The sequence below is a fragment of the Mesorhizobium sp. CA10 genome, from assembly GCF_020165285.1.
In the GTDB taxonomy this organism is placed as follows: domain Bacteria; phylum Pseudomonadota; class Alphaproteobacteria; order Rhizobiales; family Rhizobiaceae; genus Mesorhizobium.
The window spans coordinates 173,403-198,730 of sequence record NZ_JAIUHV010000008.1; the positions used below are offsets into that span (position 1 = coordinate 173,403).

General features: G+C 63.7%; 28 protein-coding genes and 2 tRNA genes. 18 read left to right on the forward strand and 12 right to left on the reverse strand.

The window, feature by feature from the left end:
* Nucleotides 1–89: 89 nt before the first annotated feature.
* The gene (locus LB535_RS18250; protein WP_224633184.1) at nucleotides 90–1,967 is read left to right on the forward strand and encodes an ABC-F family ATP-binding cassette domain-containing protein; all 1,878 of its coding nucleotides are present in this window, start codon (nucleotides 90–92) and stop codon (nucleotides 1,965–1,967) included.
* Nucleotides 1,968–2,051: 84 nt separating this feature from the next.
* Nucleotides 2,052–4,157, forward strand: a complete 2,106-nt coding sequence (locus tag LB535_RS18255) for a molybdopterin-dependent oxidoreductase (protein WP_224633185.1) — start codon at nucleotides 2,052–2,054, stop codon at nucleotides 4,155–4,157.
* A gap of 28 nt (nucleotides 4,158–4,185) precedes the next feature.
* On the opposite strand, the gene LB535_RS18260 is transcribed toward LB535_RS18255, so the two are convergent.
* Nucleotides 4,186–4,398, reverse strand: a complete 213-nt coding sequence (locus LB535_RS18260) for a hypothetical protein (protein ID WP_224633186.1) — start codon at nucleotides 4,396–4,398, stop codon at nucleotides 4,186–4,188.
* Between the two features lie 170 nt (nucleotides 4,399–4,568).
* Between LB535_RS18260 and LB535_RS18265 the strand changes: the two genes are divergently transcribed.
* From LB535_RS18265 to LB535_RS18295, 7 genes are all read left to right on the forward strand, one after another.
* Nucleotides 4,569–6,056, forward strand: a complete 1,488-nt coding sequence (locus tag LB535_RS18265) for a winged helix-turn-helix domain-containing tetratricopeptide repeat protein (protein ID WP_224633187.1) — start codon at nucleotides 4,569–4,571, stop codon at nucleotides 6,054–6,056.
* Between the two features lie 195 nt (nucleotides 6,057–6,251).
* Complete coding sequence (gene dapB / locus LB535_RS18270) at nucleotides 6,252–7,028, forward strand: 4-hydroxy-tetrahydrodipicolinate reductase (RefSeq protein WP_224633188.1); 777 nt, start codon at nucleotides 6,252–6,254, stop codon at nucleotides 7,026–7,028.
* Nucleotides 7,029–7,156: 128 nt separating this feature from the next.
* Nucleotides 7,157–8,206: an ABC transporter substrate-binding protein gene (locus LB535_RS18275; protein WP_263490808.1), complete on the forward strand. Its 1,050-nt coding sequence runs from the start codon at nucleotides 7,157–7,159 to the stop codon at nucleotides 8,204–8,206.
* Nucleotides 8,207–8,363: 157 nt separating this feature from the next.
* Complete coding sequence (locus LB535_RS18280; protein ID WP_224633190.1) at nucleotides 8,364–9,218, forward strand: ABC transporter ATP-binding protein; 855 nt, start codon at nucleotides 8,364–8,366, stop codon at nucleotides 9,216–9,218.
* Between the two features lie 13 nt (nucleotides 9,219–9,231).
* Nucleotides 9,232–10,107, forward strand: coding sequence for an ABC transporter permease (locus LB535_RS18285; protein ID WP_140846079.1), 876 nt, complete (start codon nucleotides 9,232–9,234; stop codon nucleotides 10,105–10,107).
* Nucleotides 10,108–10,207: 100 nt separating this feature from the next.
* Nucleotides 10,208–10,498, forward strand: a complete 291-nt coding sequence (locus LB535_RS18290) for a type II toxin-antitoxin system ParD family antitoxin (RefSeq protein ID WP_140846080.1) — start codon at nucleotides 10,208–10,210, stop codon at nucleotides 10,496–10,498.
* Complete coding sequence (locus tag LB535_RS18295; RefSeq protein ID WP_224610530.1) at nucleotides 10,495–10,806, forward strand: type II toxin-antitoxin system RelE/ParE family toxin; 312 nt, start codon at nucleotides 10,495–10,497, stop codon at nucleotides 10,804–10,806. The genes LB535_RS18290 and LB535_RS18295 overlap by 4 nt, the downstream gene beginning before the upstream one ends.
* Nucleotides 10,807–10,814: 8 nt before the next feature.
* Here the strand turns inward: LB535_RS18295 and LB535_RS18300 are convergent, their stop codons facing one another.
* Both LB535_RS18300 and LB535_RS18305 read right to left on the reverse strand, forming a co-directional pair.
* The gene (locus tag LB535_RS18300) at nucleotides 10,815–12,182 is read right to left on the reverse strand and encodes a sensor histidine kinase (protein ID WP_224633191.1); all 1,368 of its coding nucleotides are present in this window, start codon (nucleotides 12,180–12,182) and stop codon (nucleotides 10,815–10,817) included.
* Nucleotides 12,179–12,856: a response regulator gene (locus LB535_RS18305; protein WP_140635760.1), complete on the reverse strand. Its 678-nt coding sequence runs from the start codon at nucleotides 12,854–12,856 to the stop codon at nucleotides 12,179–12,181. Before LB535_RS18305 ends, LB535_RS18300 begins: the two co-directional genes overlap by 4 nt.
* 482 nt (nucleotides 12,857–13,338) lie before the next feature.
* On the opposite strand from LB535_RS18305, the gene LB535_RS18310 reads away from it, so the two are divergent.
* From LB535_RS18310 to LB535_RS18320, 3 genes are all read left to right on the forward strand, one after another.
* Nucleotides 13,339–13,578: a DUF680 domain-containing protein gene (locus tag LB535_RS18310; protein WP_095767085.1), complete on the forward strand. Its 240-nt coding sequence runs from the start codon at nucleotides 13,339–13,341 to the stop codon at nucleotides 13,576–13,578.
* 50 nt (nucleotides 13,579–13,628) lie between these two features.
* A complete protein-coding gene (locus LB535_RS18315) occupies nucleotides 13,629–13,835 on the forward strand; it encodes a DUF680 domain-containing protein (protein WP_095767086.1) in 207 nt (68 codons plus the stop codon).
* Nucleotides 13,836–14,108: 273 nt separating this feature from the next.
* Nucleotides 14,109–14,357, forward strand: coding sequence for a DUF680 domain-containing protein (locus tag LB535_RS18320; RefSeq protein ID WP_140846085.1), 249 nt, complete (start codon nucleotides 14,109–14,111; stop codon nucleotides 14,355–14,357).
* 70 nt (nucleotides 14,358–14,427) lie between these two features.
* On the opposite strand, the gene LB535_RS18325 is transcribed toward LB535_RS18320, so the two are convergent.
* Genes LB535_RS18325 through purM form a run of 3 tightly spaced genes read right to left on the reverse strand, consistent with a single transcriptional unit; the run spans nucleotide 14,428 to nucleotide 16,735 of the window.
* Entirely contained in the window at nucleotides 14,428–14,943 is a 516-nt protein-coding gene (locus LB535_RS18325) for a SixA phosphatase family protein (protein ID WP_224633192.1), read from the reverse strand.
* 8 nt (nucleotides 14,944–14,951) lie between these two features.
* A complete protein-coding gene (gene purN, locus LB535_RS18330; protein WP_140846087.1) occupies nucleotides 14,952–15,659 on the reverse strand; it encodes a phosphoribosylglycinamide formyltransferase in 708 nt (235 codons plus the stop codon).
* Nucleotides 15,656–16,735 (reverse strand): phosphoribosylformylglycinamidine cyclo-ligase, encoded by a 1,080-nt coding sequence (gene purM / locus LB535_RS18335; RefSeq protein WP_095767195.1) that lies wholly within the window; start codon nucleotides 16,733–16,735, stop codon nucleotides 15,656–15,658. Before purM ends, purN begins: the two co-directional genes overlap by 4 nt.
* 380 nt (nucleotides 16,736–17,115) lie before the next feature.
* Here purM and LB535_RS18340 point away from each other — a divergent pair, with 380 nt between their 5' ends.
* The 3 genes from LB535_RS18340 to hdaA are packed head-to-tail and all read left to right on the forward strand — an operon-like array spanning nucleotide 17,116 to nucleotide 19,598.
* Entirely contained in the window at nucleotides 17,116–17,733 is a 618-nt protein-coding gene (locus LB535_RS18340) for a CDP-alcohol phosphatidyltransferase family protein (protein ID WP_224605738.1), read from the forward strand.
* Nucleotides 17,645–18,892 (forward strand): AI-2E family transporter, encoded by a 1,248-nt coding sequence (locus tag LB535_RS18345; RefSeq protein WP_411969585.1) that lies wholly within the window; start codon nucleotides 17,645–17,647, stop codon nucleotides 18,890–18,892. The genes LB535_RS18340 and LB535_RS18345 overlap by 89 nt, the downstream gene beginning before the upstream one ends.
* A gap of 1 nt (nucleotide 18,893) precedes the next feature.
* Nucleotides 18,894–19,598 carry a DnaA regulatory inactivator HdaA gene (gene hdaA, locus LB535_RS18350; protein ID WP_224605739.1) on the forward strand — a complete coding sequence of 235 codons (705 nt, stop codon included), beginning with the start codon at nucleotides 18,894–18,896 and terminating at the stop codon, nucleotides 19,596–19,598.
* 21 nt (nucleotides 19,599–19,619) lie between these two features.
* On the opposite strand, the gene LB535_RS18355 is transcribed toward hdaA, so the two are convergent.
* Complete coding sequence (locus tag LB535_RS18355) at nucleotides 19,620–19,883, reverse strand: hypothetical protein (protein ID WP_224633194.1); 264 nt, start codon at nucleotides 19,881–19,883, stop codon at nucleotides 19,620–19,622.
* A 336-nt stretch (nucleotides 19,884–20,219) separates the two neighbouring features.
* Between LB535_RS18355 and LB535_RS18360 the strand changes: the two genes are divergently transcribed.
* The gene (locus LB535_RS18360) at nucleotides 20,220–20,477 is read left to right on the forward strand and encodes a type II toxin-antitoxin system Phd/YefM family antitoxin (RefSeq protein ID WP_224633195.1); all 258 of its coding nucleotides are present in this window, start codon (nucleotides 20,220–20,222) and stop codon (nucleotides 20,475–20,477) included.
* The gene (locus LB535_RS18365) at nucleotides 20,474–20,857 is read left to right on the forward strand and encodes a type II toxin-antitoxin system VapC family toxin (protein WP_224633196.1); all 384 of its coding nucleotides are present in this window, start codon (nucleotides 20,474–20,476) and stop codon (nucleotides 20,855–20,857) included. The genes LB535_RS18360 and LB535_RS18365 overlap by 4 nt, the downstream gene beginning before the upstream one ends.
* A 15-nt stretch (nucleotides 20,858–20,872) precedes the next feature.
* Here the strand turns inward: LB535_RS18365 and LB535_RS18370 are convergent, their stop codons facing one another.
* The 3 genes from LB535_RS18370 to LB535_RS18380 form a co-directional block, all read right to left on the reverse strand.
* Nucleotides 20,873–21,595 (reverse strand): LCP family protein, encoded by a 723-nt coding sequence (locus LB535_RS18370; RefSeq protein ID WP_224633197.1) that lies wholly within the window; start codon nucleotides 21,593–21,595, stop codon nucleotides 20,873–20,875.
* A gap of 65 nt (nucleotides 21,596–21,660) precedes the next feature.
* Nucleotides 21,661–21,737, reverse strand: a tRNA-Pro gene (locus LB535_RS18375).
* Between the two features lie 427 nt (nucleotides 21,738–22,164).
* A complete protein-coding gene (locus tag LB535_RS18380) occupies nucleotides 22,165–22,533 on the reverse strand; it encodes a hypothetical protein (RefSeq protein ID WP_224633198.1) in 369 nt (122 codons plus the stop codon).
* Nucleotides 22,534–22,903: 370 nt separating this feature from the next.
* Between LB535_RS18380 and LB535_RS18385 the strand changes: the two genes are divergently transcribed.
* Nucleotides 22,904–23,752 (forward strand): GIY-YIG nuclease family protein, encoded by an 849-nt coding sequence (locus tag LB535_RS18385; RefSeq protein ID WP_224633199.1) that lies wholly within the window; start codon nucleotides 22,904–22,906, stop codon nucleotides 23,750–23,752.
* Nucleotides 23,753–23,886: 134 nt separating this feature from the next.
* Here the strand turns inward: LB535_RS18385 and LB535_RS18390 are convergent.
* Nucleotides 23,887–23,979, reverse strand: a tRNA-Ser gene (locus LB535_RS18390).
* A gap of 68 nt (nucleotides 23,980–24,047) precedes the next feature.
* Entirely contained in the window at nucleotides 24,048–25,223 is a 1,176-nt protein-coding gene (locus LB535_RS18395) for a flavin-containing monooxygenase (protein WP_224633275.1), read from the reverse strand.
* Nucleotides 25,224–25,328 lie beyond the last annotated feature (105 nt).

Below are 25,328 nucleotides of genomic sequence, written 5' to 3' on the forward strand. Positions count from 1 at the left end.
TTTTGCTGAACGGCCAAAGACAGCGAGCGGGGGTCTCATCCCGGGCCCTGGCTCTTGCGAAGCGCCGATCTCCCGTGCAAAAGCCGGCCATGCTTATCATCAACGACCTTACGCTGCGCATGGCGGGGCGGCTGCTTCTCGATCATGCTTCATTGACCTTGCCGGCCGGCACCAAGGCCGGCCTTGTCGGCCGCAACGGCACCGGCAAGACCACGCTGTTCAAGGCGATCACCGGCGATTTCCCTTCTGAGACCGGTTCGATCAGCCTGCCGAAAAGCACCCGCATCGGCCAGGTGGCGCAGGAAGCGCCCGGCACCGAGGAGCCGCTGATCGACATCGTGCTCAAGGCCGATATTGAGCGCACCGCGCTGCTCGAAGAGGAAAAGACGGCGACCGACGCGCACCGCATTGCCGACATCCACATGCGGCTGACCGACATCGACGCCCACTCGGCCGAGTCCCGCGCGGCCACCATCCTTGCCGGCCTCGGCTTCGACGACGCAGCGCAGCGCCGCCCGGCCTCCTCCTTCTCGGGCGGCTGGCGCATGCGCGTGGCTTTGGCCGCAGTGCTGTTTTCCGAGCCTGACCTTCTGCTGCTCGACGAGCCGACCAATTATCTCGACCTCGAAGGCACGCTCTGGCTGGAGAATTACGTCTCGAAATATCCGCACACGGTTCTGCTGATCTCCCACGACCGTGACCTGCTCAATCGCGCCGTCAATTCCATCGTCCACCTCGATCAGAAGAAGCTGACCTTCTGGCGCGGCGGCTACGACCAGTTCGAGCGCCAGTACACCGAGCAAAAGGAACAGCAGGAAAAGGGCCGCATCAAGCAGGAAGCCGCCCGCAAGCATATGGAATCCTTCGTCGAGCGTTTTCGCGCCAAGGCCTCCAAGGCCAGGCAGGCGCAGTCGCGCATCAAGGCGCTGGAAAAGATGAAGCCGATCGCGGCGATCGTGAACGACACGGTGCGGCCATTCTCGTTTCCGGAGCCGGTGAAGACGGTGGCATCGCCGATCGTTGCGCTCAACAACGTCAGTGTCGGTTATACGCCCGGTGAGCCGATCCTGAAGAAGATGACCTTGCGCATCGATGCCGATGACCGTATCGCGCTGCTCGGCGCCAACGGCAACGGCAAGTCGACCTTCGCCAAACTTCTGTCCGGCCGGCTGAAGCAGGAGGCCGGCACGATGACGGTAGCGCCTGGGCTGAAGGTGGCGATCTTTGCCCAGCACCAGCTCGACGATCTCAGGCCTGAGGAAAACGCCTACGAGCATGTTCGCAGGCTGATGCCGGAGGCGCCGGAATCGAAGGTGCGCGGCCGTGTCGCCCAGTTTGGGCTTACCACCGAGAAGATGAACACCGCCGCCAAGGATCTGTCCGGCGGCGAGAAGGCGCGGCTGTTGATGGGGTTGTCGGCCTTCGAGGGGCCGAACCTGTTCATCCTCGACGAGCCCACCAATCACCTCGACATCGACAGCCGTGAATCGCTGATCCATGCGCTGAACGATTTTCCGGGCGCCGTGATCCTGATCTCGCACGATCGGCACCTGCTCGAGGCGACGGCCGACCGGCTGTGGCTGGTCAAGGACGGCGCGGTCAATCCCTATGACGGCGACCTGGAGGATTATAAGACGCTGGTCACCGGCGTTTCCGCCAACCGCCGTGAGCAGAAGGAGGCGGACAAGGCGTCCAAGGCCGATCGCCGCCGCGAGGCGGCCCAGCGCCGTGCGGCACTAGAGCCTTTAGCGAAGGAAATCCGCGCCACCGAGGCGCTCATGGACCGCATCCGCAAGCGCATCGACCTGATCGAGGACGAGCTTGCCAATCCGGCGGTCTACGAAAAGGACCCCTCGACCGCGACGCAGCTCGCCAAGGAGCGCTCGCAACTGGCGCAGACGCTGGCGCAAAACGAGGACAAATGGCTGACGATGTCGGCGGAGTATGAGGAAGGGATCGCGGAGTAGCGCGGTTCCCCTTCTCCCGCAAGGGGAGAAGGGGGAGCCCATCTGGCCCTACACCTCGTCCCTAAAACCCGCTACACACCCCGCATGAACCAGCACGCCAAGCTCCGGATCGGCCATTCGGCCTGCCCGCATGATTGCCCCTCCACCTGCGCCCTCGAAGTCGAGTTGCTCGAAGACAACCGCATCGGCCGCGTCCACGGCGCCAAGGCGAACAGCTACACGGCGGGTGTCGTCTGCGCCAAGGTCGCGCGCTATGCCGACCGCGTCCACCATCCCGACCGGCTGCTGAAACCGCTGGTGCGCGCCGGCGTCAAGGGCGAGGGCGCCTGGAAGGAAGCCAGCTGGGAAGCAGCCCTCGACCTCGTGGCGGAAAAATTCATCGCAGCCGAAGAAAAATACGGCTCGGAGACGGTCTGGCCTTATTTCTACGCCGGCACGATGGGGCTGGTGCAGCGCGACGGCATCCAGCGGCTGCGCCACGCCAAGAAATACTCGGGCTTCTTCGGCTCGATCTGCACCAATCTCGCCTGGACCGGCTGGATGATGGGGGCGGGCGCGCTGCGCGGGCCCGATCCGCGCGAGATGGCCAAATCCGACTGCGTCGTGATCTGGGGCACCAATGCCGTGGTCACCCAAGTCAACGTGATGACCCATGCGACCAGGGCGCGCAAGGAGCGGGGGGCCAAGATCGTCGTCATCGACATCTACGACAACGCCACGATGAAGCAGGCCGATCTCGGCCTGGTGCTGAAGCCCGGCACCGACGGCGCGCTCGCCTGCGCGGTCATGCATGTGCTGTTCCGCGACGGGCTGGCCGACCGCGCCTATCTCGAGAAATACACCGATGATCCGCGTGGGCTGGAAGAACATTTGCGGACGCGCACACCCGAATGGGCGGCCGCCATAACCGGGCTATCCGTCGCCGAGATCGAGGCATTCGCCCATCTCGTCGGCAACACCAAGAAGACCTACTTCCGGCTCGGCTACGGCTTTGCCCGCCAGCGCAACGGCTCCGTCAATATGCATGCCGTCTCCTGCATCGCCGCCGTCACTGGCGCCTGGCAGTATGAGGGCGGCGGCGCCTTCCACTCCAACTCCGGCATCTTCCAGCTGAACCAGGACGTGCTGGAAGGCACCGCGATGCGCGACCCGAAGGTGCGCTATCTCGACCATTCGCGCATCGGCCCGGTGCTGACGGGCGCGGCCGACGCGCTCTATGGCGGTCCCCCGGTGACGGCGATGCTGATCCAGAACACCAATCCGGCCAATGTCGCCCCGGAGCAGCGGCTGGTGAGAAAGGGTTTTCTGCGCGAGGATCTGTTCACCTGCGTGCATGAGCAGTTCATGACCGACACGGCCAAGCTCGCCGACGTCGTGCTGCCGGCGACGATGTTTCTGGAGCATGACGACATCTACAAAGGTGGCGGCAACCAGCACATCACGCTGGGCCCCAGGCTGATCGAGCCGCCGGAAGGGCCGAGAACCAACCACTATGTCAATGAGGAGCTCGCCAAGCGGCTCGGCGTCGGCGACCGGCCCGGCTTCGGCCTGACCGAGCGCGAGCATATCGACATCATCCTCGGCAAGCGCGGGCTCGGCAGCTTCGACAGCCTGAAGGCTGAGAAGTGGGTCGACCTGCAGCCCGGCTTCGACGACGCGCATTTCATCAACGGCTTCGGCCATGCCGACAAGAAATTCCACTTCCGGCCCAACTGGACCGGGCAGTCGGCGCCCAACCGGCCGCCGAAAAGCATGGGTCTGTTCGGCCCGCTGGGACGGCTGCCGGAATTCCCCGATCATGTCGAACTGATCGAGGTCGCGGACGAGGAGCATCCGTTCCGGCTGGCGACCTCGCCGGCGCGCAATTTTTTGAACTCGACTTTTGCCGAGACGCCAGTGTCGAGGGCCAGGGAAGGCCGGCCCGAATTGTTGCTCCATCCCGAAGATGCCGTGGCGCTCGGCATCGAGGATGGCGGCCGCGTCGAGGTCGGCAACCGGCGCGGCGACGTGGTGCTGCACGCAAAATTTTTCGACGGTGTGAAGCGCGGTGTGGTGATCGCCGAAGGCATCTGGCCGAACAGCGCGCATGAGCGCGGCGAAGGCATCAACGTGCTGACCGGCGCCGATGCGCCCGCGCCCTATGGCGGCGCCGCCGTCCATGACAACAAGGTGTGGCTCAGGGCGCTTTGACCACTTCGCGGTCTGCCATTGCTTGCGCTCACCAAGTGGGATCTCGGCCTTCGAGATCATCGTCCGGCACGACCCGCGATTGGCGCCCAAGACTGGCGTAGGGATCCACGTAAGCCATCTTGAGTGCGTCGCCTACCAAACCGGACATGGCATTGAGCGATGCGCCGAGCCTCGGAAAGCCTCGCCGCAGCAGTTTAAGGCGTCGGACTATGATCGGGCCTGTGGTGAGGATGTCAGCCACGATGTCCTCCTGTAACGGCGACAATGGCGCTGCCTCCCACGCAGGTCCTTGGCTTGAACCTGAAGAGACCTGCACGGCTCTGAATTTGCCTGACGCGAAGAATCCCGAACGGCCCTGAAGTTCGCCTTCAGGGTTATCTTGGACTATCCTCCCCGCGAGGGTGGTGGCCAATGGACTTGGAGTTTGGGAACTATCGTTTGAGACGAGCCGAACGGCAGTTGCTAGGCCCGAAAGGGCCGGTGGAGCTTTCGGCGCGTTCCTTCGACATCCTCGCCATGTTGCTCGACAGACCCGACGAGGTGATCGGCAAGACCGAACTTCTAGATGCGGTCTGGTCCGGCGTGGTGGTGGAGGAGAATACGCTGCAGGTCCACATTTCGGCGCTGCGAAAATTGCTGTCTGCCGAGATTATCGCAACCGTGCACGGTCGCGGCTATAAATATGCAGGCCCCAGGCCCTTCGCGGTTAAGGCGGATGTTACGCGGTCGTTCAGACCGTCCATCGCCATACTTCCTTTCGACAATATGAGCGGCGATCCGGAGCAGGATTATTTCAGCGACGGCATCACCGAGGACATCATCGCCGAGCTTGGCAAGTATAAGGAGTTTCTGGTCATCGCGCGGAACTCCTCCTTCCAGTTCCGCGGCAAGGCGCATGATCCGGCGGAGGTGGCGAGCAAGCTTGGCGTCCAATACGTCGTCGAAGGCAGCGTGCGGAAGATCGGCAACAGGGTGCGGATCGCCGTGCAGCTGACCGATGCGTCGTCGATGGCTCATATCTGGGGCGAACACTACGACCGGGAACTCGACGACATTTTCGCCATCCAGGATGAAATCGCCCGGATGATCGCGGCGCGTCTGGCTCGGCAGGCCAGAACCGCGATTTCGTCGCGCGCCAGAGGCCGCCCGACCAACAACATGTCGGCCTATGAGTTTTATCTGCGGGCGCTGCAACTGGCCGCGGTCTATGACACTGTGCTCGAAGCGGAGCCATTTCTGCGCCAGGCGGCAAAGCTCGATCCGCAGTTTGCTGCCGCCCATGCCATGCTCAGCTTTGTGGAGTCGATCAAGTACTATTGGGACTACAACAATCCCGGCCATTTGCATTCCGGACTGGCGATCGCAAGAACGGCGTTGGACCTTGATCCCGACGAGGCCTATGGGCATCTCGCCACCGGCTTCGCTCACTTGTACCTGCGCCAGTTCAAACAGGCTGAATTCAGCCTTGACCGGGCCGTCGCGCTCAATCCGAACGATCCATTCATTCTTAGTATCCGCGCTATTTTCCTCAATCACACGGGCAGGCCGGAGGAGGGGCTTGATGAGATAGCCGAAGCCCAGCGTCGCGACCCATACGCCGTGGGATGGTATGACGACTTCCGTGGCGTCCTTCTGACGACGGCCGGACGATATCGCGAGGCAGTCGTCTGCTACGCGAAAATGGCGACTGTAACACCGTGGTCGCTCATCCGTCTTGTCATCTGCCATTCCGAACTCGGCGAAATCAGGCAAGCGCAAGAGGTCCTGGCAAAGGTAAAGGCGCATTATCGCGGACTAAGCCTCGACCAGATCATCGATACCGAAGTGGATTTCTACCAGGATGCCGCCATATGCGGGCGCTATCGCGCGATCCTCGATCATGTTGACAAGGCGCGATAGCGCCGTCGCGGCCCGTAGCCTTGCTACTTCGCCGCCTGCGCGTCCAGCGTCTTGATCTCGTCCGCGGCCGCCTTCACATTCGTGTACAGTTCGCTCTCGTCTCGCCCCGTTTGCCGTGGCCTGCAGTCGTTTGAATCAATTTGCCAAGGCGGCGTGCTAGAGGATTGTTCCGACTCAGTTTTCGACAGGATCGCCATGCCGCAGCCGCTCAGGATAGCCATCGCCGGTGCGCTCGGCCGCATGAGCCGGCAGATGGCGGAAGCCGTCGCGGCCGATCCGCGGCTGCAGCTCGTCGCGCGCTTCCATCGACCGGGCAGCATGGGCGAGGGGCAGGTCGAGCGCGACGAAGCGCTGGCGCTTGCCGATGTGGTCGTCGACTTCACCATGCCCGCGGCTTCCGCCGAACTGGCCAAGGCCTGCGCGGCGCGCGGCGGTCCGGCGCTGGTAATCGGTTCGACCGGCTTCAGCGCCTCGGAACTGGCGGCGATTGCCGACGCCGCGAAGAAAGTCGCCATCATGCGCTCCGGCAGCTACTCGCTCGGGCTCAACATGCTGACCGGCCTGGCCGAGCAGGCGGCAAGGGCGCTTGCCGCCGACGACTGCGACATCGAAATTTTTGAAGCGCATCATCGCATGAAGGTCGATGCGCCGTCGGGCACGGCGCTGATGCTGGGCGAGGCGGCCGCGCGAGGACGTGGCGTCGTGCTGGACGATGTGGCGAGACGCGCCCGCGATGGCCTCGTTGGTCCGCGCAATGCCGGCGAGATCGGCTTTGCCGTTATGCGCGGCGGCAGCATCGTCGGCGAGCACAGCGTCAGCTTCCTGAGCGACGGCGAGAGGCTCACGCTTTCGCATGCCGCCGGCGACCGCTCGATGTTCGCCCGCGGCGCCATCGCGGCTGCGCTCTGGGTCGCCGGACGGCCGCCCGGCGAATACGACATGCGCGATGTGCTGGGCTTCACTGCCTTGTGACCGGTAACCCCGCCGGACTCCATTCCACGGCCTCTAAAACGGCTGAAAGCCAGCTGAAAGCTTGGCCATGCCATGACAGTTTTGTGGCGGTCGCCACATGAACGGCCTGGGAGCGGCCGACAGGAGGAATGCGGCGCGGCGCGCCGCCCAGTGGAGGAAGACTAGTGACCCGTTTCATCTCTAAACGCGCCCTGCGTTCAGTGGCGCTGACGGTTGCCGTGGTTGGCGCTGGCGCATCGACGGCATCGGCTGCCGACAAGATCACCATCATCGTCGGCGGCATGGAAAAGCAGATCTATCTGCCGGCCGTGCTCACCCAGCAGCTCGGCTACTTCAAGGACGAGGGGCTGGACGTGGAGTTGGTGAACTCCCGCGCGGGCGTCGAGGCCGAGAATGAGTTGCTGGCCGGTGCCGTGCAGGGCGTCGTCGGCTTCTACGACCACACCGTCGATCTGCAGTCGAAGGGCAAGTACATCCAGTCGATCGTGCAGTTCAGCCAGGCGCCGGGCGAGGTCGAGCTGGTCTCGGCCAAGCACCCGGAAATCAAGTCGCCAGCCGACTTCAAGGGCGCGACGCTCGGCGTCACCGGCCTCGGCTCCTCGACCGATTTCCTGACACAGTATCTCGCGGTTCGCAGCGGCCTGAAGCCGGGCGACTACACGCTGCTTCCCGTCGGCGCCGGCAACACTTTCATCGCCGCCGTCAAGCAGGACCAGATCCAGGCCGGCATGACCACCGAGCCGACCATCGCTAAGCTGCTCCAGACCGGCGAGGCGAAGGTCCTGGTCGACATGCGCACGCCCGAAAAGACCAAGGCGGCGCTCGGCGGCGACTACCCGGCTGCGTCGTTCTACGTCCAGTCGAGCTGGCTCGAAGGTCACAAGGACGAGGCGCAGAAGCTCGCCAACGCCTTCGTCAAGACGATGAAGTTCATCGCCGGCCATTCGGCCGAGGAGATCGCCGACAAGATGCCGAAGGACTATTATGCCGGCAGCAAGGACCTCTATGTTCAGGGCCTGGCAGGCGGTAAGGCGATGTTCACGCCGGATGGCCGCATGCCGGCCGATGGACCGCAGACCGTGCTGAAGGTTCTGTCGACCTTCTCAAAGAGCCTGCAGGGCAAGCAGATCGACCTATCGAAGACCTACACGACAGAGTTCGTCGACGCGGCGAAGTAGGCGCCGGCAGGCGAGGGCGGACGGACCCGTCCGCCCTTGAAAAGCAAGAGCTTGCGTCGGCCGCCTGAATCAATTCGGCGGCCATGTTTCCGGATTCCGGCGAGCAGGCCCGCGGGGCCTGGATTGCGCCGTCCCCGCACCACCAAAGGAGTGTGCCATGCAATCGCAGACCATGGCGGCGGAGAAACTGTCTCCCGCCGCGCCGCCGGTTGACGCCGCGATAGCCATCGACGATGTGACGCTGCGCTTCGTCACGCCCGACGGCCACATGATGACGGCGATCCGCGATTTCACCATGACGGTGGCGCGCGGCGAGTTCGCCTGCGTCGTCGGCCCTACCGGCTGCGGCAAGTCGACGACGCTCAACCTCGTCACCGGCCTGTTGCGTCCGACCACCGGCAATGTCCGCGTCATGGGCAATCCGGTCACCGACATCAGCCGGGATATTGGCTTCGTCTTCCAGGCCGACGCGCTGTTTCCGTGGCGCAGCGTCCTCGACAATGTCGCCGCCGGCCCGCTCTTCCGCGGCACGCCGAAGAAAGAAGCCTATGAGAAGGCGCGCGACTGGATCGGCCGGGTCGGCCTTTCGCGGTTCGAGAAGCACTATCCGCATCAGCTTTCGGGCGGCATGCGCAAGCGCGCGGCGCTTGCCCAGACCTTCATCAACCAGCCCAAGATCCTGTTGATGGACGAGCCCTTCAGCGCGCTCGACATGCAAACCCGCACGGCAATGCAGGACGAATTGCTGGACCTCTGGTCGGGGCTGAGATCATCCGTCGTCTTCGTCACGCACGATCTGGAGGAAGCGGTGGCGCTGGCCGACAAGGTCTATGTGCTCACCGCCGGTCCGGGCACTGTGAAGAGCGTCTACCGCATCGATCTGCCGCGCCCGCGCGTCATGTCCGACATTCGTTACGACCCGAAATTCATCGAGATTGCCAAAGTGATCTGGAACGATCTGCGTGAGGAAGTGCAGCTCGGCCAAAGCCGTGGCTTGCAGGCGAGCCATTGAAAGGAGACTTGCCATGACCGCCATCTCTCCAACCGATCAGGCCGCCGCCCGCGCCACCTCGATCGTCGCCGCGGAAGCGCAGGCGAGGGCACGGCTGCGCAAACGCCATGCTCTGGTCATCGGCCTGCGCCTCGCGATCCTCGTCGTCTTCCTCGGCCTTTGGGAACTCTGCGCCGACTACAACATCATCGACCCGTTCTTCTTCTCCAGCCCGTCGGGCATATGGGAACAGATCTGGTCCTGGATCACCGAGGGCACCTCGCAGGGGCCGCTCTGGCTGCAGATCTATGTGACGCTGGAGGAAACCTTCCTCGGCTTCGCTATCGGCGCCGTCGGCGGCATCGTGGCGGGCATCATCCTTGGTCGCAACAAGCTGCTGGCCGATGTGTTCTCGATCTATATCAAGATCGCGAACTCCGTGCCGCGCGTGGTGCTCGGCTCGGTGTTCATCATCGCGCTCGGGTTGGGCATGGCTTCCAAAGTGGCGCTGGCCGTCGTCATGGTGTTCTTCGTCGTCTTCGCCAACGCCTTCCAGGGCGTGCGCGAGGCTGACAGGGCGATGATTGCCAACGCCCAGATCCTCGGCGCCTCGCCGTTCCAGATCACCACCTCGGTCATCATTCCTTCGGCGATGAGCTGGATCCTCGCCAGTCTGCATGTCAGCTTCGGCTTCGCCCTTGTCGGCGCCGTCGTCGGCGAGTTCCTCGGCGCCAAGCAGGGCATGGGCCTTTTGATCTCCACCGCGCAGGGCGCCTTCAACGCCAATGGCGTCTTCGCCGCCATGATCATCCTGGCGGTGATGGCGCTGGTGGTGGAGTTCATCATCACCCGCTTCGAGAACTATGTGGTGAAGTGGCGCCCGGCGCCGTTCAACGAGCAGGGGACCTGAGCAATCGCCGCACATCATCATGTCTGGTGTGCGGCTTCACCTAGTGTATGACAAAGTCACGCGCCTTGTGCTATACTGAGGGGTATCGAGGAGACGAGCCATGCGAAACTCCCAGCCCCTGACGATCACACTGCCGCTCGAGATGGCGCAGATGGTGAAAAATAAAGTTGCCTCAGGCGAATACGCCACCGAGAGCGAAGTCATCCGTGATGGCCTGCGTACGTTGGCTGCCCGTGACGCGGCGATTGAACGCTGGCTGCGCGAGGCAGTCGTGCCGACGATGCAGGATGCGCGCGCCCATCCTGAGAAGCTTTTGACGGCCGAACAGCTGCGCCGCAATCTCTCTGAGCACATCAACGCGATCGCCGCCAAACCGCGCTCCGGTGCATGAAATATCAGGTCAGGTTCCATGCTGCCGCCGAGCGGGACATTGCCGAGTTGCTGAGCGAGCTCGCGCCAAAGGCTGGCGTGGCAACCGCTTTGCGTTTTGTCGGGCGCATTGTCGACTATTGTCTCGACTTTGAAACTTTTCCGGAGCGGGGCACGCGTCATGACGAAATCGCACCGGGTTTGCGCACGGTAGGATGGCGCCGACGCGCAACGATCGCGTTCGAAATCGTGGATGACAAAGTGGTCATCCTCCGGATTCTTTATTCGGGTCGTACGCTCGAATTGCCGGACGAAGAGTCCGAGCATTGAGGTAGGTCTTAGGCCAGCGGCAGCCGGACCTCGACCTTGAGCCCGCCGGCGGCGGCGTCGCCCAGAGTGACGCTGCCGCCGGCATTCTCGACCACCTCGCGCACGATCGCCAGGCCGAGCCCGCTGCCTTCCTCTGCCGAGCCGGCGAGGCGGTAGAAGCGTTCGAAGACATGCTCCCGTTCCTCGGCCGGAATGCCGGGGCCGGTGTCGGCGACCGTCAGCACGCCCTCGCGATCGACCATCGCCAGCCTGACAGTCACCGCGCCGCCAGCCGGCGTGTAGCGCAGCGCGTTGTCGACCAGATTGACGATCATCTCGCGCAGCATCGTGCCGTCGCCGATCACCGCCACCGGTCCGTTCTCCTCGAGGCCGAGGTCGATGTCGCGCTTGATCGCCACCGGCGCCTGCGCTTCCAGCACATGGCGGGCAGCTTCGGTGAGGTCGATGCGGTCGGCGCGTGGCCGCCGGCTGCCGGGCTCGGCGCGCGAAAGCGTGAGCAATTGTTCAGCGAGCCGCGCCAGCCTGCCGGAACTCGCTTGCAACGCGACCAGCGCCTCCTGGCGCCGATCGGACACGGTTTCCCGCAAGGCATAGCTTGCCTGCGTCGACAAGAGCGCCAGCGGCGTGCGCAACTGGTGCGCGGCATTGGCGATGAAGCGTCGCTGCGCCGCCATTTGCGCCCGCACGCGCTCCATATAGGCATTGAGCGCCTCGATCAGCGGCCGGATCTCGCTCTGCGCGCCCGGGACCTCGACCGGATCGAGATTGCTGCGGCTTCGCGAGCGCACGGCATCGCGCAGCCGGATCAGCGGCGCCAGGCCGCGGCGCAGGCCAAGCAGCACGAACACGCCGGCAATGGCCACCAAGGCAAGCTGCTGGGCGAAGGCGCTGAGCCACAGGCGCTTGACCATGGCGTCATGTCCGGCGAGCGTGACGCCGACCGTGACCTTGATCGGCGAATCGCTGCCGGCGCCGATCACGGCATGGCTGAGCGTTGCCAGGCGCAGCGGGTGATCGCGGTAGGTGGCCTCGACGCTGCCGCGATCCGGCGCCTCGGGCAGGTCCGGATAGCCGCTCAGCAGCCGCCCGCCGGCGGTCTCGACGCGATAATAGACGCTGTCGCGGTCGCCGGTGTCGAACATCTCGATCGCCGCCGGCGGCACGGTGGCGTCGAGCGCGCCGTCGGCCATCGCCACCTGCTCGGCGATGGCGCGTGCCGAGCCGACCAGCATGCGATCGGTGACGAGGTCCGCCGTCGCCAGCGCGTTGCGCTGGCTGGTCCACAGATTGATAGCGGCGAGCCCAGCCAGCGGCAGCACCACCCAGGCCAGCAACTGCAGGCGAAGGCTGCCGAACCGGAGCCTGTCGATTTTCATGGCGCCGGATCGTCGTGGCGCAACAGGTAGCCCAGGCCGCGCAAGGTGGCGATCTGGACGCGCGATCCCTCGAGCTTCTTGCGCAGCCTGTGCACATAGATCTCGATGGCGCTGGGGTCGGCGTCGGTGTCGAAGTCGTAGATCGCGGTCGAGAGCGCCGCCTTGCTCACCGTGCGGCCGGCCTTGACGACGAGCTGTTCCAACACCGCGTGCTCACGAGGCGTCAGCGACAGCGTCGCCCCGGCAAGCGAGAACAGCCTGGTGTTGGTGTCGAAGGTGAGATCGCCGCAGGAAACGACCGGCGCGGTGCGGTCGTTGGCACGGCGCAGCTGCACGCGGATGCGCGCTTCCAGCTCCTCGATCTGAAATGGTTTCGCCAGATAATCGTCGGCGCCTTCGTTGAGGCCCTTGACCCGGCCGTCAAGGCTGGCATTGGCGGTAAGCACGATAACCGGCACCGGGTTGCCGCGCGCCCGCAGCCTTTTCAGCACCTCCATGCCGCCCATGCGGGGCAGGGCAAGGTCGAGGATGATCAAAGCGTGATCCCCGGCGGCTAAAGCATGCTCGACATCCTCGCCGTCATGCACGACGTCGACGACATAGCTCGCCTGGCGCAAGGTCTTGCTCAGCCAATCGGCCAGTTCGCGATTGTCCTCGACAAGCAGCAGCCGCATCGTTCGTCGCTGTTCCTCCCAACGGCGTCGACCTTCGCCAAAGGGCGGCAGGCGGCGTCCAAATTGGTTCCCGAGGCAACCGATAGTATCGATCCGCGCGCAAGGCAAACGTGGTTTCTCGGCAGCCGCCACCCCGGTCATGGTGCCTGCCGAGCCACCTGTTCGGTCGTGCAAGTGATAAAACCGAACCGTTCGGTTCAATTAATGTTGACGGTTCGTATAGCCGGGGTGAACACCGGCTCCCGTTATCCAGGTGCGGCATCGCGCGACGATCCAGGTAACCGATTGATATTAAATAACAAGAATGTGGCCGCTCAGTCGTTCACTCAATTTCAAGATCGAACCGAACGGTTCAGTTCACAACTTTTCGTGATTGGAAATGGCAACAGGCCCGACCCATTTCGGGGTGGTCCGAGCGACGCGAATTTCCATTACGGCACGCCACTAGACGGACATGACTTTTGAAATCTGGAGTATCTGAAATGAACAAGATTGCTTTTGCCGCCGCTGCTTTCCTCATTGCCACGGGCAGCGCTTTCGCTGGCAGCGACCACTACGGTTCCGACAACGTCAACCAGCCGGCCGTAACGGCCCCTGCGGGCAACGTCGACAACACCGTCACCGGTTCGATCCGCAAGCTCGACAAGTTCGAGCAGCGCGAGTTCCACATCACGCCTGATCAGAACCAGCCGCAGTCGGGCCAAGGCATCTGGGGCCGCTAACCGGCGCGCCTCCTAACCCGCTTCAACCAATAACCTTCAAATCTGGAGTAATGACCAAGATCGCTCTTACCGCCGTCGCCCTGCTTGTCGCCACGGGCGCCGCTTTCGCCAGCTCGGACAATTACGGAGCGGCCAATGCCAAACAGCCGGCTGTCACCATCGACCGGACTGTGACGACCTCGATCGCGAAGTCGGACGCGGATGTCCGAAGGCCGGTGGTGCAGGGCACCGATCACAACCTGTTCGGCAACCACTGATCCGACCCGGAAAAAAGCAGGCGGCGGGCTTGTCCCGCCGCTCTGTTTTTCTGCAGCCGGCTAACGCCGTTTGAATCGCATCACAAGTATTTGTCATCACAAGCATTTGTAATCGTTTGCCTTTTTCTGAGCGAAGTCCGATCCGACACTGCCATGGCAGCTGAAAAGCGAACGCGCCGGGAATAAACCCAGGCCGCCGCGGGTCTTTTCGGCAGCGGGGCCATCCTCCCAAGGCCATCGCCCGACGAAACCAAACGGACAAGGAAAACCGAAATGACCAGGATCGCTCTCACCACTGTCGCAATGCTTCTCGCGATGGGCTCCGCCTTCGCCGGCAGCGACCACTACGGCGCCGATGGCGTCAATCAGGCAGCCACCGTTGGCTCCGACACCAGCGTCACGGCTTCGATCCCGAAGCACAACACAGTCAAGCCGGCCCCGAAGGTCGATACCGAGATGAAGACTGGCGCGACCGGCGCTGCGGATTGGCCGGGTCCGCCATCGGACAACTGGGGCAATTGAGCTCGTCTTTGAAAATATTGAAGGCGGCGGGCTTGCCCGCCGCCTTGCTTATGGGCCGCCAGGCTTCGGGCTACGTCAAATCCTTCGGCCGAACAAAATGCGTCAGTCGGGCGCCACGGAAGTCGAGATCGGCCCAATCCTTGTCCAGCGTGAACCGGACAAGAGCTGCCGTCGGAAACTTCGCTTCGATCTTCTTGAAAACGCTCCCATCCGTTCCGGGGCCGGCCAGCCGCAACACAAAGTGCTGCAGGCCGGGATTGTGGCCGATCACTATCAGGCTCGCTGCCTTGGCCTGCCGCACGCGCGCCAGGATCGCACCGGCAGCCGCCTCGTAGAGTTCGTCGGCGAATTGCGCCGGCACGTTCTTCGGGAGTTCGGCCGCAACCAGCCGCCAGGTATCGCGCGTGCGCAGCGCCGGCGACACCAGCGCCAGATCCGGCAGCCAACCGCGCTGGGCAAGCTCCCGCCCCATCAGCGGCGCCGTCTTTAAGCCGCGCGCGGCTAGCGGCCGGTCGAAATCCTCAAGCTTGGGATCGTCCCGACTCGACTTGGCGTGGCGGAGGATAAGAAGTTGTCTCAGGGGCATTGCAGCCTCTACGGCGTGATCCGCGCCAGCTGCTCGAGGTCGGTCTCCTCGCGCAGCGGGTCGGGCGCCATCACCACCGAGGTGGCGTTGTCGGCGTCGTCGGCGAAATGGGCAAGCACGGTGTGGCCCTTTTCCATGCGCGCCTTGCCTTCGGCGACCAGACCCAGCGCCAGCGGATAGAGCCGGTGCTCCACCTTCAGCACGCGCGCGGCAAGCGTGTCCTCATTGTCGCCGACCATCACCGGCACGGCGGCCTGCGCGATGATCGGGCCGTCATCCATCTCGGGCGTGACGAAATGCACCGAGCAGCCATGGATGCGAACACCGGCGCGGATGGCCCGCGCATGCGTGTCCAGACCCTTGAAGGCCGGCAGCAGGGCAGGGTGGATGTTGACCATGCGCCCCTGCCATTTCTCGACCAAGCCGCGGCCGAGGATCCGCATATAGCCGGCAAGGGCTACGATGTCGGCGCCGAAGCCGACAAGCGCGGCGTCGAGCGCAGCGTCATAGGCATCCTTGCTCGGATGGTCGGCGCGCTGGATGACCTTGGTGGCGATGCCGCGCGACTGGGCGATGCCGAGGCCGGCGGCGTTCGCGCGGTCGGAAATGACGCCGACGATTTCTGCCGGATAGATTGGATCGGCGGCGGCCGCGATCAGCGCCGTCATGTTGGAGCCGCGTCCCGAGATCAGGACGACTGTGCGTTTCCTGCTCATAGGCCGATCGAGCCCCGATAGATGACGCCGGCGTCGCGGCGCGGCACGATGCGGCCGATCGGCGTCACCGTCTCGCCGGCTTCCTGCAGCACCGCCGCGACCTGCGCCGCCTGGCCGGAGGCGACCGCGAGGATCATGCCGATGCCGCAATTGAAGGTGCGCATCATCTCTTCCGGCGCGACGCCGCCGGTCTTGGCCAGCCACGAGAACACCGGCGGCACGTCGATCGCTTCGAGGTCGAGCTCGGCGGAAAAATCTTTGGGCAAAACGCGCGGAATGTTTTCCGGGAAACCGCCGCCGGTGATATGGGCCAGCGCCTTGATGCCATGCGTGTTGCGGATCGCTTTCAGGATCGACTTCACATAGATGCGCGTTGGCTCGAGCAGCGCCTCGGCGAGGCTGAGCTCCTCGTTGAATGGCGCCGCATCGCTCCAGCTAAGGCCGCTCGCGGCGACGATCCGGCGCACCAGCGAAAAGCCGTTGGAGTGCAGGCCGGACGAGGCAAGGCCGAGCAGCACGTCGCCTTCGACAATGTCGTCGGTCGGCAGCAGCTGGCCGCGCTCGGCGGCGCCCACGGCGAAGCCCGCAAGGTCGTAATCCTTGTCGTGATACATGCCCGGCATCTCGGCGGTCTCGCCGCCGATCAGCGCGCAGCCGGCCTGCCGGCAACCTTGCGCGATGCCGCCGACGATTGAAGCGCCCTGGTCCGGGTCGAGCTTGCCGGTGGCGAAATAGTCGAGGAAGAACAAAGGCTCGGCGCCCTGCACGACGATGTCGTTGACGCACATGGCGACGAGATCGATGCCGATCGTGTCGTGCTTGCCGGCATCGATGGCGATCTTGAGCTTGGTGCCCACACCGTCATTGGCCGCGACCAGCACCGGATCGGTGAAGCCGGCGGCCTTCAGGTCGAACAGTCCGCCGAAGCCGCCGATCTCGCCATCGGCGCCCGGCCGGCGCGTGGCGCGCACCAGCGGCTTGATCTTCTCGACCATCAGATTGCCGGCATCGATGTCGACGCCAGCCTCGGCGTAGGTGAGCCCGTTTTTGCGCTCGGCCTTGTCGCCCTTGCTCATCGTCGGCTCGTCCTCGTTTCCATTGCCGGCTCTTCGCATGAATGGTTTCGGGGAGCAAGGATGGCCGTCGTTTCCGCCGACAAAAGCGTGGAAAGTGAGCACCGACATAGGCGATTGGCGAAGGCCGAGATGGCCAATCTCCCCCTTTGCGGGGGAGATGTCCGGCAGGACACGGGGTGTGAAGGAATACCAGCGTCGATAATGGTTCTGACGACACGGCGAAAGAAGAACTCCGATATGCCGAGGGACAGCACCCCTCTGCCTTGCCAGGCATCTCCCCTGCAAGAGGGGAGATCGGCAGCTTCAGCGCCGCTCCTCTCTTGCCCAATTTACTTATCTCCATCATCTATTCTCCAATAAAAATCGCGACGGGACATCATGTGACCCTTCCCAACATGATCACGATCATGCGGCTGCTGCTCGTGCCCGCGGTGGTGCTCGCCATGCTGCAGGCGCATTGGGACTGGGCCTTTGCCGGATTCCTCGTTGCCGGCATCTCCGACGGCGTCGATGGCTTTATCGCGCGTCGCTGGAACCAGTCGTCCAGCCTCGGCGCCTATCTCGATCCGATCGCGGACAAGCTTCTGCTGGTCTCGGTCTTCGTCGTCATGGGTTTTGCCGGCGAACTGCCGCTTTGGCTGGTGGTGACCGTGGTCTCGCGCGACGGGCTCATTGTCTGCGCCGTGCTCTTGTCCAGCGTGATGAGCCATCCGGTCGAGGTCAAGCCGCTCTTCGTGTCGAAGGCCAACACCGCCGCGCAGATCGTGCTGGCGGCGCTTGTGCTGGGCGAACTTGCCTTTGCCGTGCACCTGGACCCGTTGCGGACCGCGCTCATATTGCTGACCGGGGTCTTGACCGTGGCTTCGGCCGCAGCCTATCTCGTGGCCTGGCTAAGGCATATGAGCGGCTATGGCGAAGGCTCCCGAACGAGCAACTCCCAAACCGGCGACATCAAGTCGGGCATCGGCAAATCGGGCGGCTCCAACACGGGCGCCTGACGGCGAAGCCGCGGTGATTGAGGCCGACGACAGCTCGGGCGGGCTTCGCCGCCAGGTCTTCTTCTGGCTGGCGACGGCGGTCCTGCTGGCGCTGTTCCTCTATATTTTCTCGGGCATCCTCCTGCCTTTCGTCGCCGGCATGGTGCTCGCCTATTTCCTCGACCCGGTCGCCGACTGGCTGCAGCGGCTCGGCCTCTCGCGCCTGATGGCGACCGTGGTGATCCTGATTGCCTTCATCGTCGTGGTGGTGCTGGCCTTGGTTATCCTAGTGCCGGTGCTGGCCACCCAGATGGCCGATTTCGCCCGCAAGCTGCCGGAATATCTCACCCGCCTGCAATCGCTGATCACCAGTTTCGACCCGAAATGGCTGGAGCAGCGTTTCGGCGTCAACGCCGCCGGCCTTCGCGACGGGCTGAATTCGCTGCTCACCTCCGGCTTCAGCCTGCTCACCGCCGTCTTCACCTCGATCTGGAGCTCCGGCGTGGCGCTGGTCTCGGTGGTGAGCCTGTTCGTCGTCACCCCAGTCGTCGCCTTCTATATGCTGCTCGACTGGGACCGCATGGTGGCCGAGGTCGACGGCTGGGTGCCGCGCGATCATGTCGAGACGGTGCGCGCGCTTGCCCGCGACATCAACACCGCCACTGCCGGCTTCGTGCGCGGGCAGGGCACGCTTTGCCTGGTGCTCGGCGCCATGTACGCCACGGGCCTGACGCTGACCGGCCTGAACTTCGCCATCCTCATCGGCTTCTTCGCCGGGCTGATCTCCTTCATCCCCTATGTCGGCTCTTTGACCGGGCTGGTGCTCGCCGTCGGCGTCGCCTTCGTCCAGTTCTGGCCGGACTGGACCATGGTGGTCGCCGTGGCCTGCGTGTTCTTCGTCGGCCAGTTCATCGAGGGCAACATCCTGCAGCCGCGGCTGGTCGGAAAGAGCGTCGGCCTGCATCCGGTGTGGCTGATGTTCGCGCTGTTTGCCTTCGGCGCGCTGTTCGGCTTCGTCGGCCTTTTGATTGCCGTGCCGGCCTCGGCGGCGATTGCCGTGCTGGTGCGCTTCGCCATCGCCCGTTATCTGGAATCGCCGCTTTACAAGGGCAACGGCACACAGCCCGCGCCGCAATTGCCGGCCGACCGCGGCGGCGGCCATCGCTCGACGCGGGGCTGAAATGACGGCTCAGCCAGCCGACCCGCCGCGCCAGCTGCCGCTCGATCTCGGCCACGGCACCGGCTATTCGCGCGACGAGCTCGTCGTCTCGGGCACCAATGCGCAAGCGGCATCGCTGATCGACCGCTGGCCGGACTGGCCGTCGCCGGTGGTCGTGCTGGCCGGGCCGCCCGGCTCGGGCAAGACGCACCTCGCCCGGATCTGGCAGGATCGGACGCATGCCGTCGCCATCGATCCCGGCCGGATCGGCGAGCACATTGCCGGGCTCGGCAGCAGGCCGGCGCTCATCGACGACATCGACAAGGCGGCGGTCGACGAGCAGGGCCTGTTCCACCTGATCAACGCCGTGCGCGGCGCGGGCTCGACGCTGCTTTTGACGGCGCGGCGTTTCCCCTCCGCCTGGCGCGTCGCGCTGCCCGATCTCATCTCGCGGCTGAAGGCGGCGTCGACGGTCGAGATCCACGAGCCCGACGACCTTTTGCTTGCCGGCGTCATCACCAAGCTCTTCGCCGACCGCCAGGTCGAGGTCGAGCCGCATGTGGTGCAATATCTGGTGCGTCGCATCGAGCGCTCGCTCGCGACCGCCATGCGCGTCGTCGAGCGCCTCGACCGCGCCGCACTCGAACGCAAGACGCCGATCACCCGCGCCTTGGCCGCCGAGACCGTGAGCGCCATGGACGAAGGGCAGGGCGAGTTCGATATTTAGCCACCGATAGCGTCCCGGCGGTTACGCCCATAGCCCGGCCAGATGCTGGGCCAGAAGATACACGCCTGTGTGCGCCGCGATGTAACAGGCGGCGACAAGGACGAAAAACATCAGGCCGGCGGACCGCGACCGCGCGACGCCACCCGGTCTCTTGCTCGGCCGGTTGTTCCAAACCCAGAGCGCAGCGCACAGAATTGCCCAGACCACCATGACCGGAACGGCAAAGCCGTAATAGGCTAAATAGGCCGGGCCGATCAGCGACAGCACCGCCTCGACAACAGGCATGGGAAATCCCCTTTTTTTCAAAGCTTAGACCGGCGACAAAGTTGGAAGCGAGGGATTATTCAAGCCACAGCCGGTGTGTTCCGTGATCAACCCGTGCGAGCCAGCGGCCCAGCTGTCCCATTTCGGAACAGTCTTTCCGGCATCGCTCTTGCAAGGCAGACAATGCCGGTTGATCCCGGTCCCGGTCGCGTTCCTGATCGGGTTGTAGGCTCGCCGGGCTCGAGGTGTTGGGGTTCTCGCCCGGCGGGTTTACCGTTCCTCCGACCTGCGGCCTTGAGCTAGACTATCAAATGGTCTATTTTGATGGACCAACACGTGGTCCATTTAGAGCTTGTCATGCAGATATCCGTGACAGACGCCAAGGCGCAACTGACCGAACTGGTGAGGCGCGCCGAGGCTGGAGATGAGATTATCCTGACCCGCCACGGTCACGCGGCCGTGCGTCTCGTCCCGGTACGGTCCGCGCCGGACCGGAAGCACCGCCGGAGCCTGCTGCAGGCCGTCCGGGCCTCCGGCGCCGCGAAAGTCAGTGCCGGCCCGCCTGCGGCGCGCAGCCAGGATTTCCTCTACGGCGATGACGGCCTGCCGGAATGATCGCGGTCGATACCTCGGCCTTGATCGCCATCGTCCTCGACGAGCCGGCGGCGGACGCCTGTATCGCTGCGCTTGAAACGGAAGACGAACTTCTGATATCGGCCGGAACCGTAGCCGAGCTTCTGACTGTTGCCGCACGACGCGGCGTGGCCGCGGAAGTGCAATCCCTGCTCGACGGGCTCGGCTTCGAGATTGCGCCAGTCACGGAAGGCGCGGCTCGGCGTGTTGCCGAGGCTTACGCACGATGGGGCAAAGGCATCCACCCCGCGGCGCTCAACTTCGGCGACTGCTTCGCTTATGAGGTGGCGAAGGACCGCGCTTGCCGGCTGCTCTATGTCGGCGAGGATTTCTCCAAGACGGATGTCGAAGGCGCGATTTGAGCGACCGGAAATGGGCTAGGTCGGCTTTCCCTTGAGCCTGTCCCGTAGCCGGCGCAGTTGCCGCCGCCACCATGGTTGCGGCTTGCGCGGGACCAGGACCATCTTGCCGTCGATGAGAGCGTCGTCCACCCAGTCATGCACCTTCATGCGCCAGCTGGTCGAGACGCGGGCAAGCAGGGGGAACGGATCGCCGCCGCTGATCCGCACCAGTTCGGGATCCTTCAGCAAAAGGCGGAAATCGAAATCCTGGGCGATGAGCGCGCGCAGGAACACGATCTGACGCCGCATGCGGTGGAAGTCGCTTCCCTGTCCGTTGACCATGCTGCGGGCGCCGATCCACTGATGGAGACGGGCGCCCCTTAGCGTTTCGGCGGGCGGGCGGAAGGAGACCTGTTGGCGCCCGTCTTCGATGCGGCTTGTCGGTGTCAGCGGATACCAGAAATCGAGTGGCGCGGGGATCGGCACTCTGACGCTGGCTTCGGCAAGCGCGGCTTCGCTTGCGCCACGCCTGAGGCAGATCGCACTCTGCGCCGCAAATCCCAGTTCAGCAAGCGCATCGAGCAGCAAGCTTCCGCCACCGATGGTGAAAGCCGCGTTGATGCGGTCGCTTATGAGGGGAGACCACAAGTCGCGCGGCACCCATGTCAGCCGCCGCCTGGCGCCATCCACGACGACGATGATGTCTGTGTTGGCGTCCCAATTGTCCCTGTCGAGGATCGCCACGACCACGGCTGCCAAATGAGAGCCCCCTCTGGCCAGATGCCGGGGCGGGACCGGCTTGGTTCTTTCCGGGAAGGAAATGATGGTCGGAGTGGCGTGATTCGAACACGCGACCCCCTGATCCCAAATCAGGTGCGCTACCAGGCTGCGCTACACTCCGACGCGCCGAAAGCCCTATATTCTCAAGGGGGTGTAGCGCAAGTGCCTTGTCGGGACAAATCGGGGGAATCAGAACAAACAGTGTCCTGGTGTGCCTTTCGTGACCGAAAAGCACACCGGTTGTCTCTGTTTGTTCCGATGGCCTTGGCGGCGCTGCGGACTAACCTTTTTGCTCTCTCCTCGCGTTGGAGTGCAAACCTGCTAGGCTTGCGAAAGGCGCGATTCAGAACTGATAGATGACCCAATCCGGGTTGACACCCGAGCGACGATCGTCGGAGCGCTGAAGCGCTGTTCCCGGTCTGTGTGGGGAGGCAAATTTGATCGAACTAGCGGGCGGGCGGGCGGACCGCGCAGAGCAGCTCGAGGCTGCGTTAAGAAAGCTAACCGCGCCGATCAACGGTCAATATCCGCGCCCTTGGATGACGGGATCAGCAATGCCATGGGCTTCGAGCGTCTTTACCGTCGGTCGCAATCAGCGAAATGGATTCGCTGCGGACTTGGTTGGCGATCACGACACATACCTTGACGCGCTCTTCAACCGAAATGGTCAAAGCTGTCGCGGTCTCTACGATCGAATCATCGGCAAGCCATCCCCCACCAGGGTCAACACCGATCGACTTGTGGCCGGACTGCGCGACGAAGGAATCTCCGATGTCATTGAGACGAATGTGGTCTGCTATTCGACGCCAATGAGCGCGGACCTCTCGCTCGCTGAACACGAAGGAGGGGCCCAACGTGGATCGGAAATCTTCCGGGCCATATTCGAAATCATCAGACCACGCGCATTGGTCGCGCACGGAGCCGGCACATCAAAAGAGTTGAGTCACTTGCTAGGCGTGGAATTGCCAGCGGTGCCAACGGCGCCTGACAGGACTGCGCGAGCCCGGGCTGGGACGACGGAAGTCTGGATTATTCCGAGCCTGGCACCTCCAAAGTGGACCTCCTGGAGTCGGTGGGCTTCGCGTCATATGGACCTGGTCTGTACAGAAGTTGGAGAACACCTGTCCGCGTGAACGTCAGTCTGCTCAAGGACACGGATATCTTTACCGCCTGGCCACCGGAGCGGGGTCTAAACGACAAGCGTCGGGTTATGCGAGGTGACGGCGGCGAATGATTGTCGCAGCGGTCAACTCAGAAAGTTCTCGGGCAAAGGGAGGGCAATCACATATGACGGATCCGGAACTGAATGCCGAGATTCTTCTCAATATCGGCTTCGTCGACGTCGCCGGTTGGCAGGCGGCCGGCGATGTTATTGCCTACGAGCTGGATGGCGCGGATGCTGAGGCGAACCAAGTTTTGCTGGACGCTCCGAATGCGCTTTATGCGTTCGTGAATGGCGACCAGGTTCTCTATATCGGCAAGACCGCCCGTTCGATCCGGAAGCGCTATATTGGCTACTGCCGCCCGGGCAAGGGGCAGGCGACGAATCAGCGCTGCCACCGCAACATCAAGATGGCTATCACTAAAGGCACCGAGATCCGTATCTTAGTTTTCACGCCTATCTCGCACCTCCGATATGCCGATTTTGAAATCAATTTGGCCGCGGGTCTCGAGGACAGCCTGATCCGTGCTTTCGACCCGCCATGGAACGGCAAGGATAAGGGGCAGCCAATCTCCGAGGATGCAGAACGCGAAGAGGCAGAGGAAACCGAGGCAGAGAGGCCCAATGATAAGTCTGAGGCAGACATCTTGTCAGAACCACAGGCATTTCGCGCGGCCCCGGCGTCTTTCACGGTTCAACTCGGCGCGACTTATTACCATAGGGGTTTTCTCAATCCAGGTGTGGAGAGCAGCCGTTTTCTCGGAAAAGACGGCGATCCGATCCGTGTCCGGTTCAGCGACGGCAGCCAGACGGTTGTTTCCAAGATCAACCGGACAGCCAACCGGACCGGTGCAGTGCGGGTTGTCGGCGGCAACCAGCAGATTGCCCGCTGGTTTCAGGAACACTTCCAGGAAGGCGACACGGTGCAGGGCAGGATCGTGGATCCTCACACGATCCTGCTTCTTACTCCATAGTGGCCATTGTTGTCACGACGGACTCAATGATCAAACATTGGCCGACGCCAGCTGATCGAGCTAGAGACTTGCGCGATACATGCGTCTCGCCATGGAGGCTGCAAATCACACCGGGAGTCACACCGAAATCGATGACGGAGAGGCTATGAAGTTGAAAGATAAAAAGAAATCAGCCTGAGCAACCCTGATCTCAAATCAGGTGCGCTACCAGGCTGCGCTACACTCCGACGTCCCGCGGCGTGTAGGGGGCGGATGCCCGGAAGGCAACACAAAAACGGAGGTCGGAACTGACGGCTCAGCGTTGCTGGCTGGCGATCTTCCTGGCGATCGCAGCGCCCTGGATCCTTGCATTGGCAAAGCAGCCGCGAATGCTCGGCCGCATGCCGGTGAACCAGAGTCCGGGCAGCCTCGGGTCGTTCGCGGCGCCGTTGAACAACGGCACGCCCTTGGCGTCGAGCACGCCGAGCCGGCCCAGCATCGTCTCCAGCCCCGTGCGGTAGCCGGTGGCGGCAATGACGATGTCGGGCGCGATCGTCTGGCCATTGTCCAGCACGACGCCGTCGCGCCTGAATTCGTGCAGTTGCGGCACCACGATGATGCGCCCGGCCTTGATGGCGTCGACCGCGCCGTCATCGGCGGCGATCGCCGTATAGTCGGAGCCGAGCCGGCTGGCGCCGCCAGCCGGGGCAGGAGGCAGGCCGTATTTCGTCAGATCCCCGAACACCAGGCGCTGCGTTGCCGCCATCACCGCGTCCGCGAGCCTTGTCGGCAGGCTCGCCATCACCGGCGACAAGCGGTGCATAGCGATCTTGCCGATGCGCTTGGGCAGCAGCGAAGGTCCGTTGCGCGCCGCAAGCCACATCTGGCCCGTCTCGACACGGGAAAGATGGTTGAGCGCGTCGAAGCCGGAATTGCCGGCGCCGACCACCAGCACCGTCTTGCCGGCATAATCGCTCGCCCTGCCGAAATCGGCCGAGTGGATGATCGATCCTGAAAAATCCCCCATGCCTTTCCAGGCCGGGATGAAGGGTTGCCGGTCGCGCCCGGTGGCGATCACCACATAGCGCGCCGCCTTCAAGCCCGCGCTTGTTCGCAGCAGCCAGTGGTCGCTATGAAATTCGATCTCATCGACCTTGACGCCTAAGGCGATCGGCAGCCGGTGCCTCTCGGCGAAATCGTTGAGATGGCCGATGACAGCGCTGCGGTGCGGGAAAGCCGGCGTTCCTGCCGGAAAGGATACGCCCGGCAGCGAAGAAAGGTCGCGATGCGTGTTGAGGTGCAGGTTGTCGTGGCGGCGATGCCAGGGCTCGGCCAGCCGTTGCTCGCTTTCCAGGACCTGCGTCGCCACACCGGTCTTGGCCAGCGCATAAGCGGCGGCAAGCCCGGCGGCGCCCGCGCCGATGACAATCGCGCCTTCCAGTATCGCAGGCTCGCCGACCCCCGACGGCAAGACTTTCGCTTCCGCGTCCATTGGTGTCTTTATCGTCGCCTTCATGCCTTCAACTGGCACGGCCATGTATCTGACATATGCCGCTCACGTGCCAAAAGGAATAGGCGGATGTTGCGAGACCTCCGG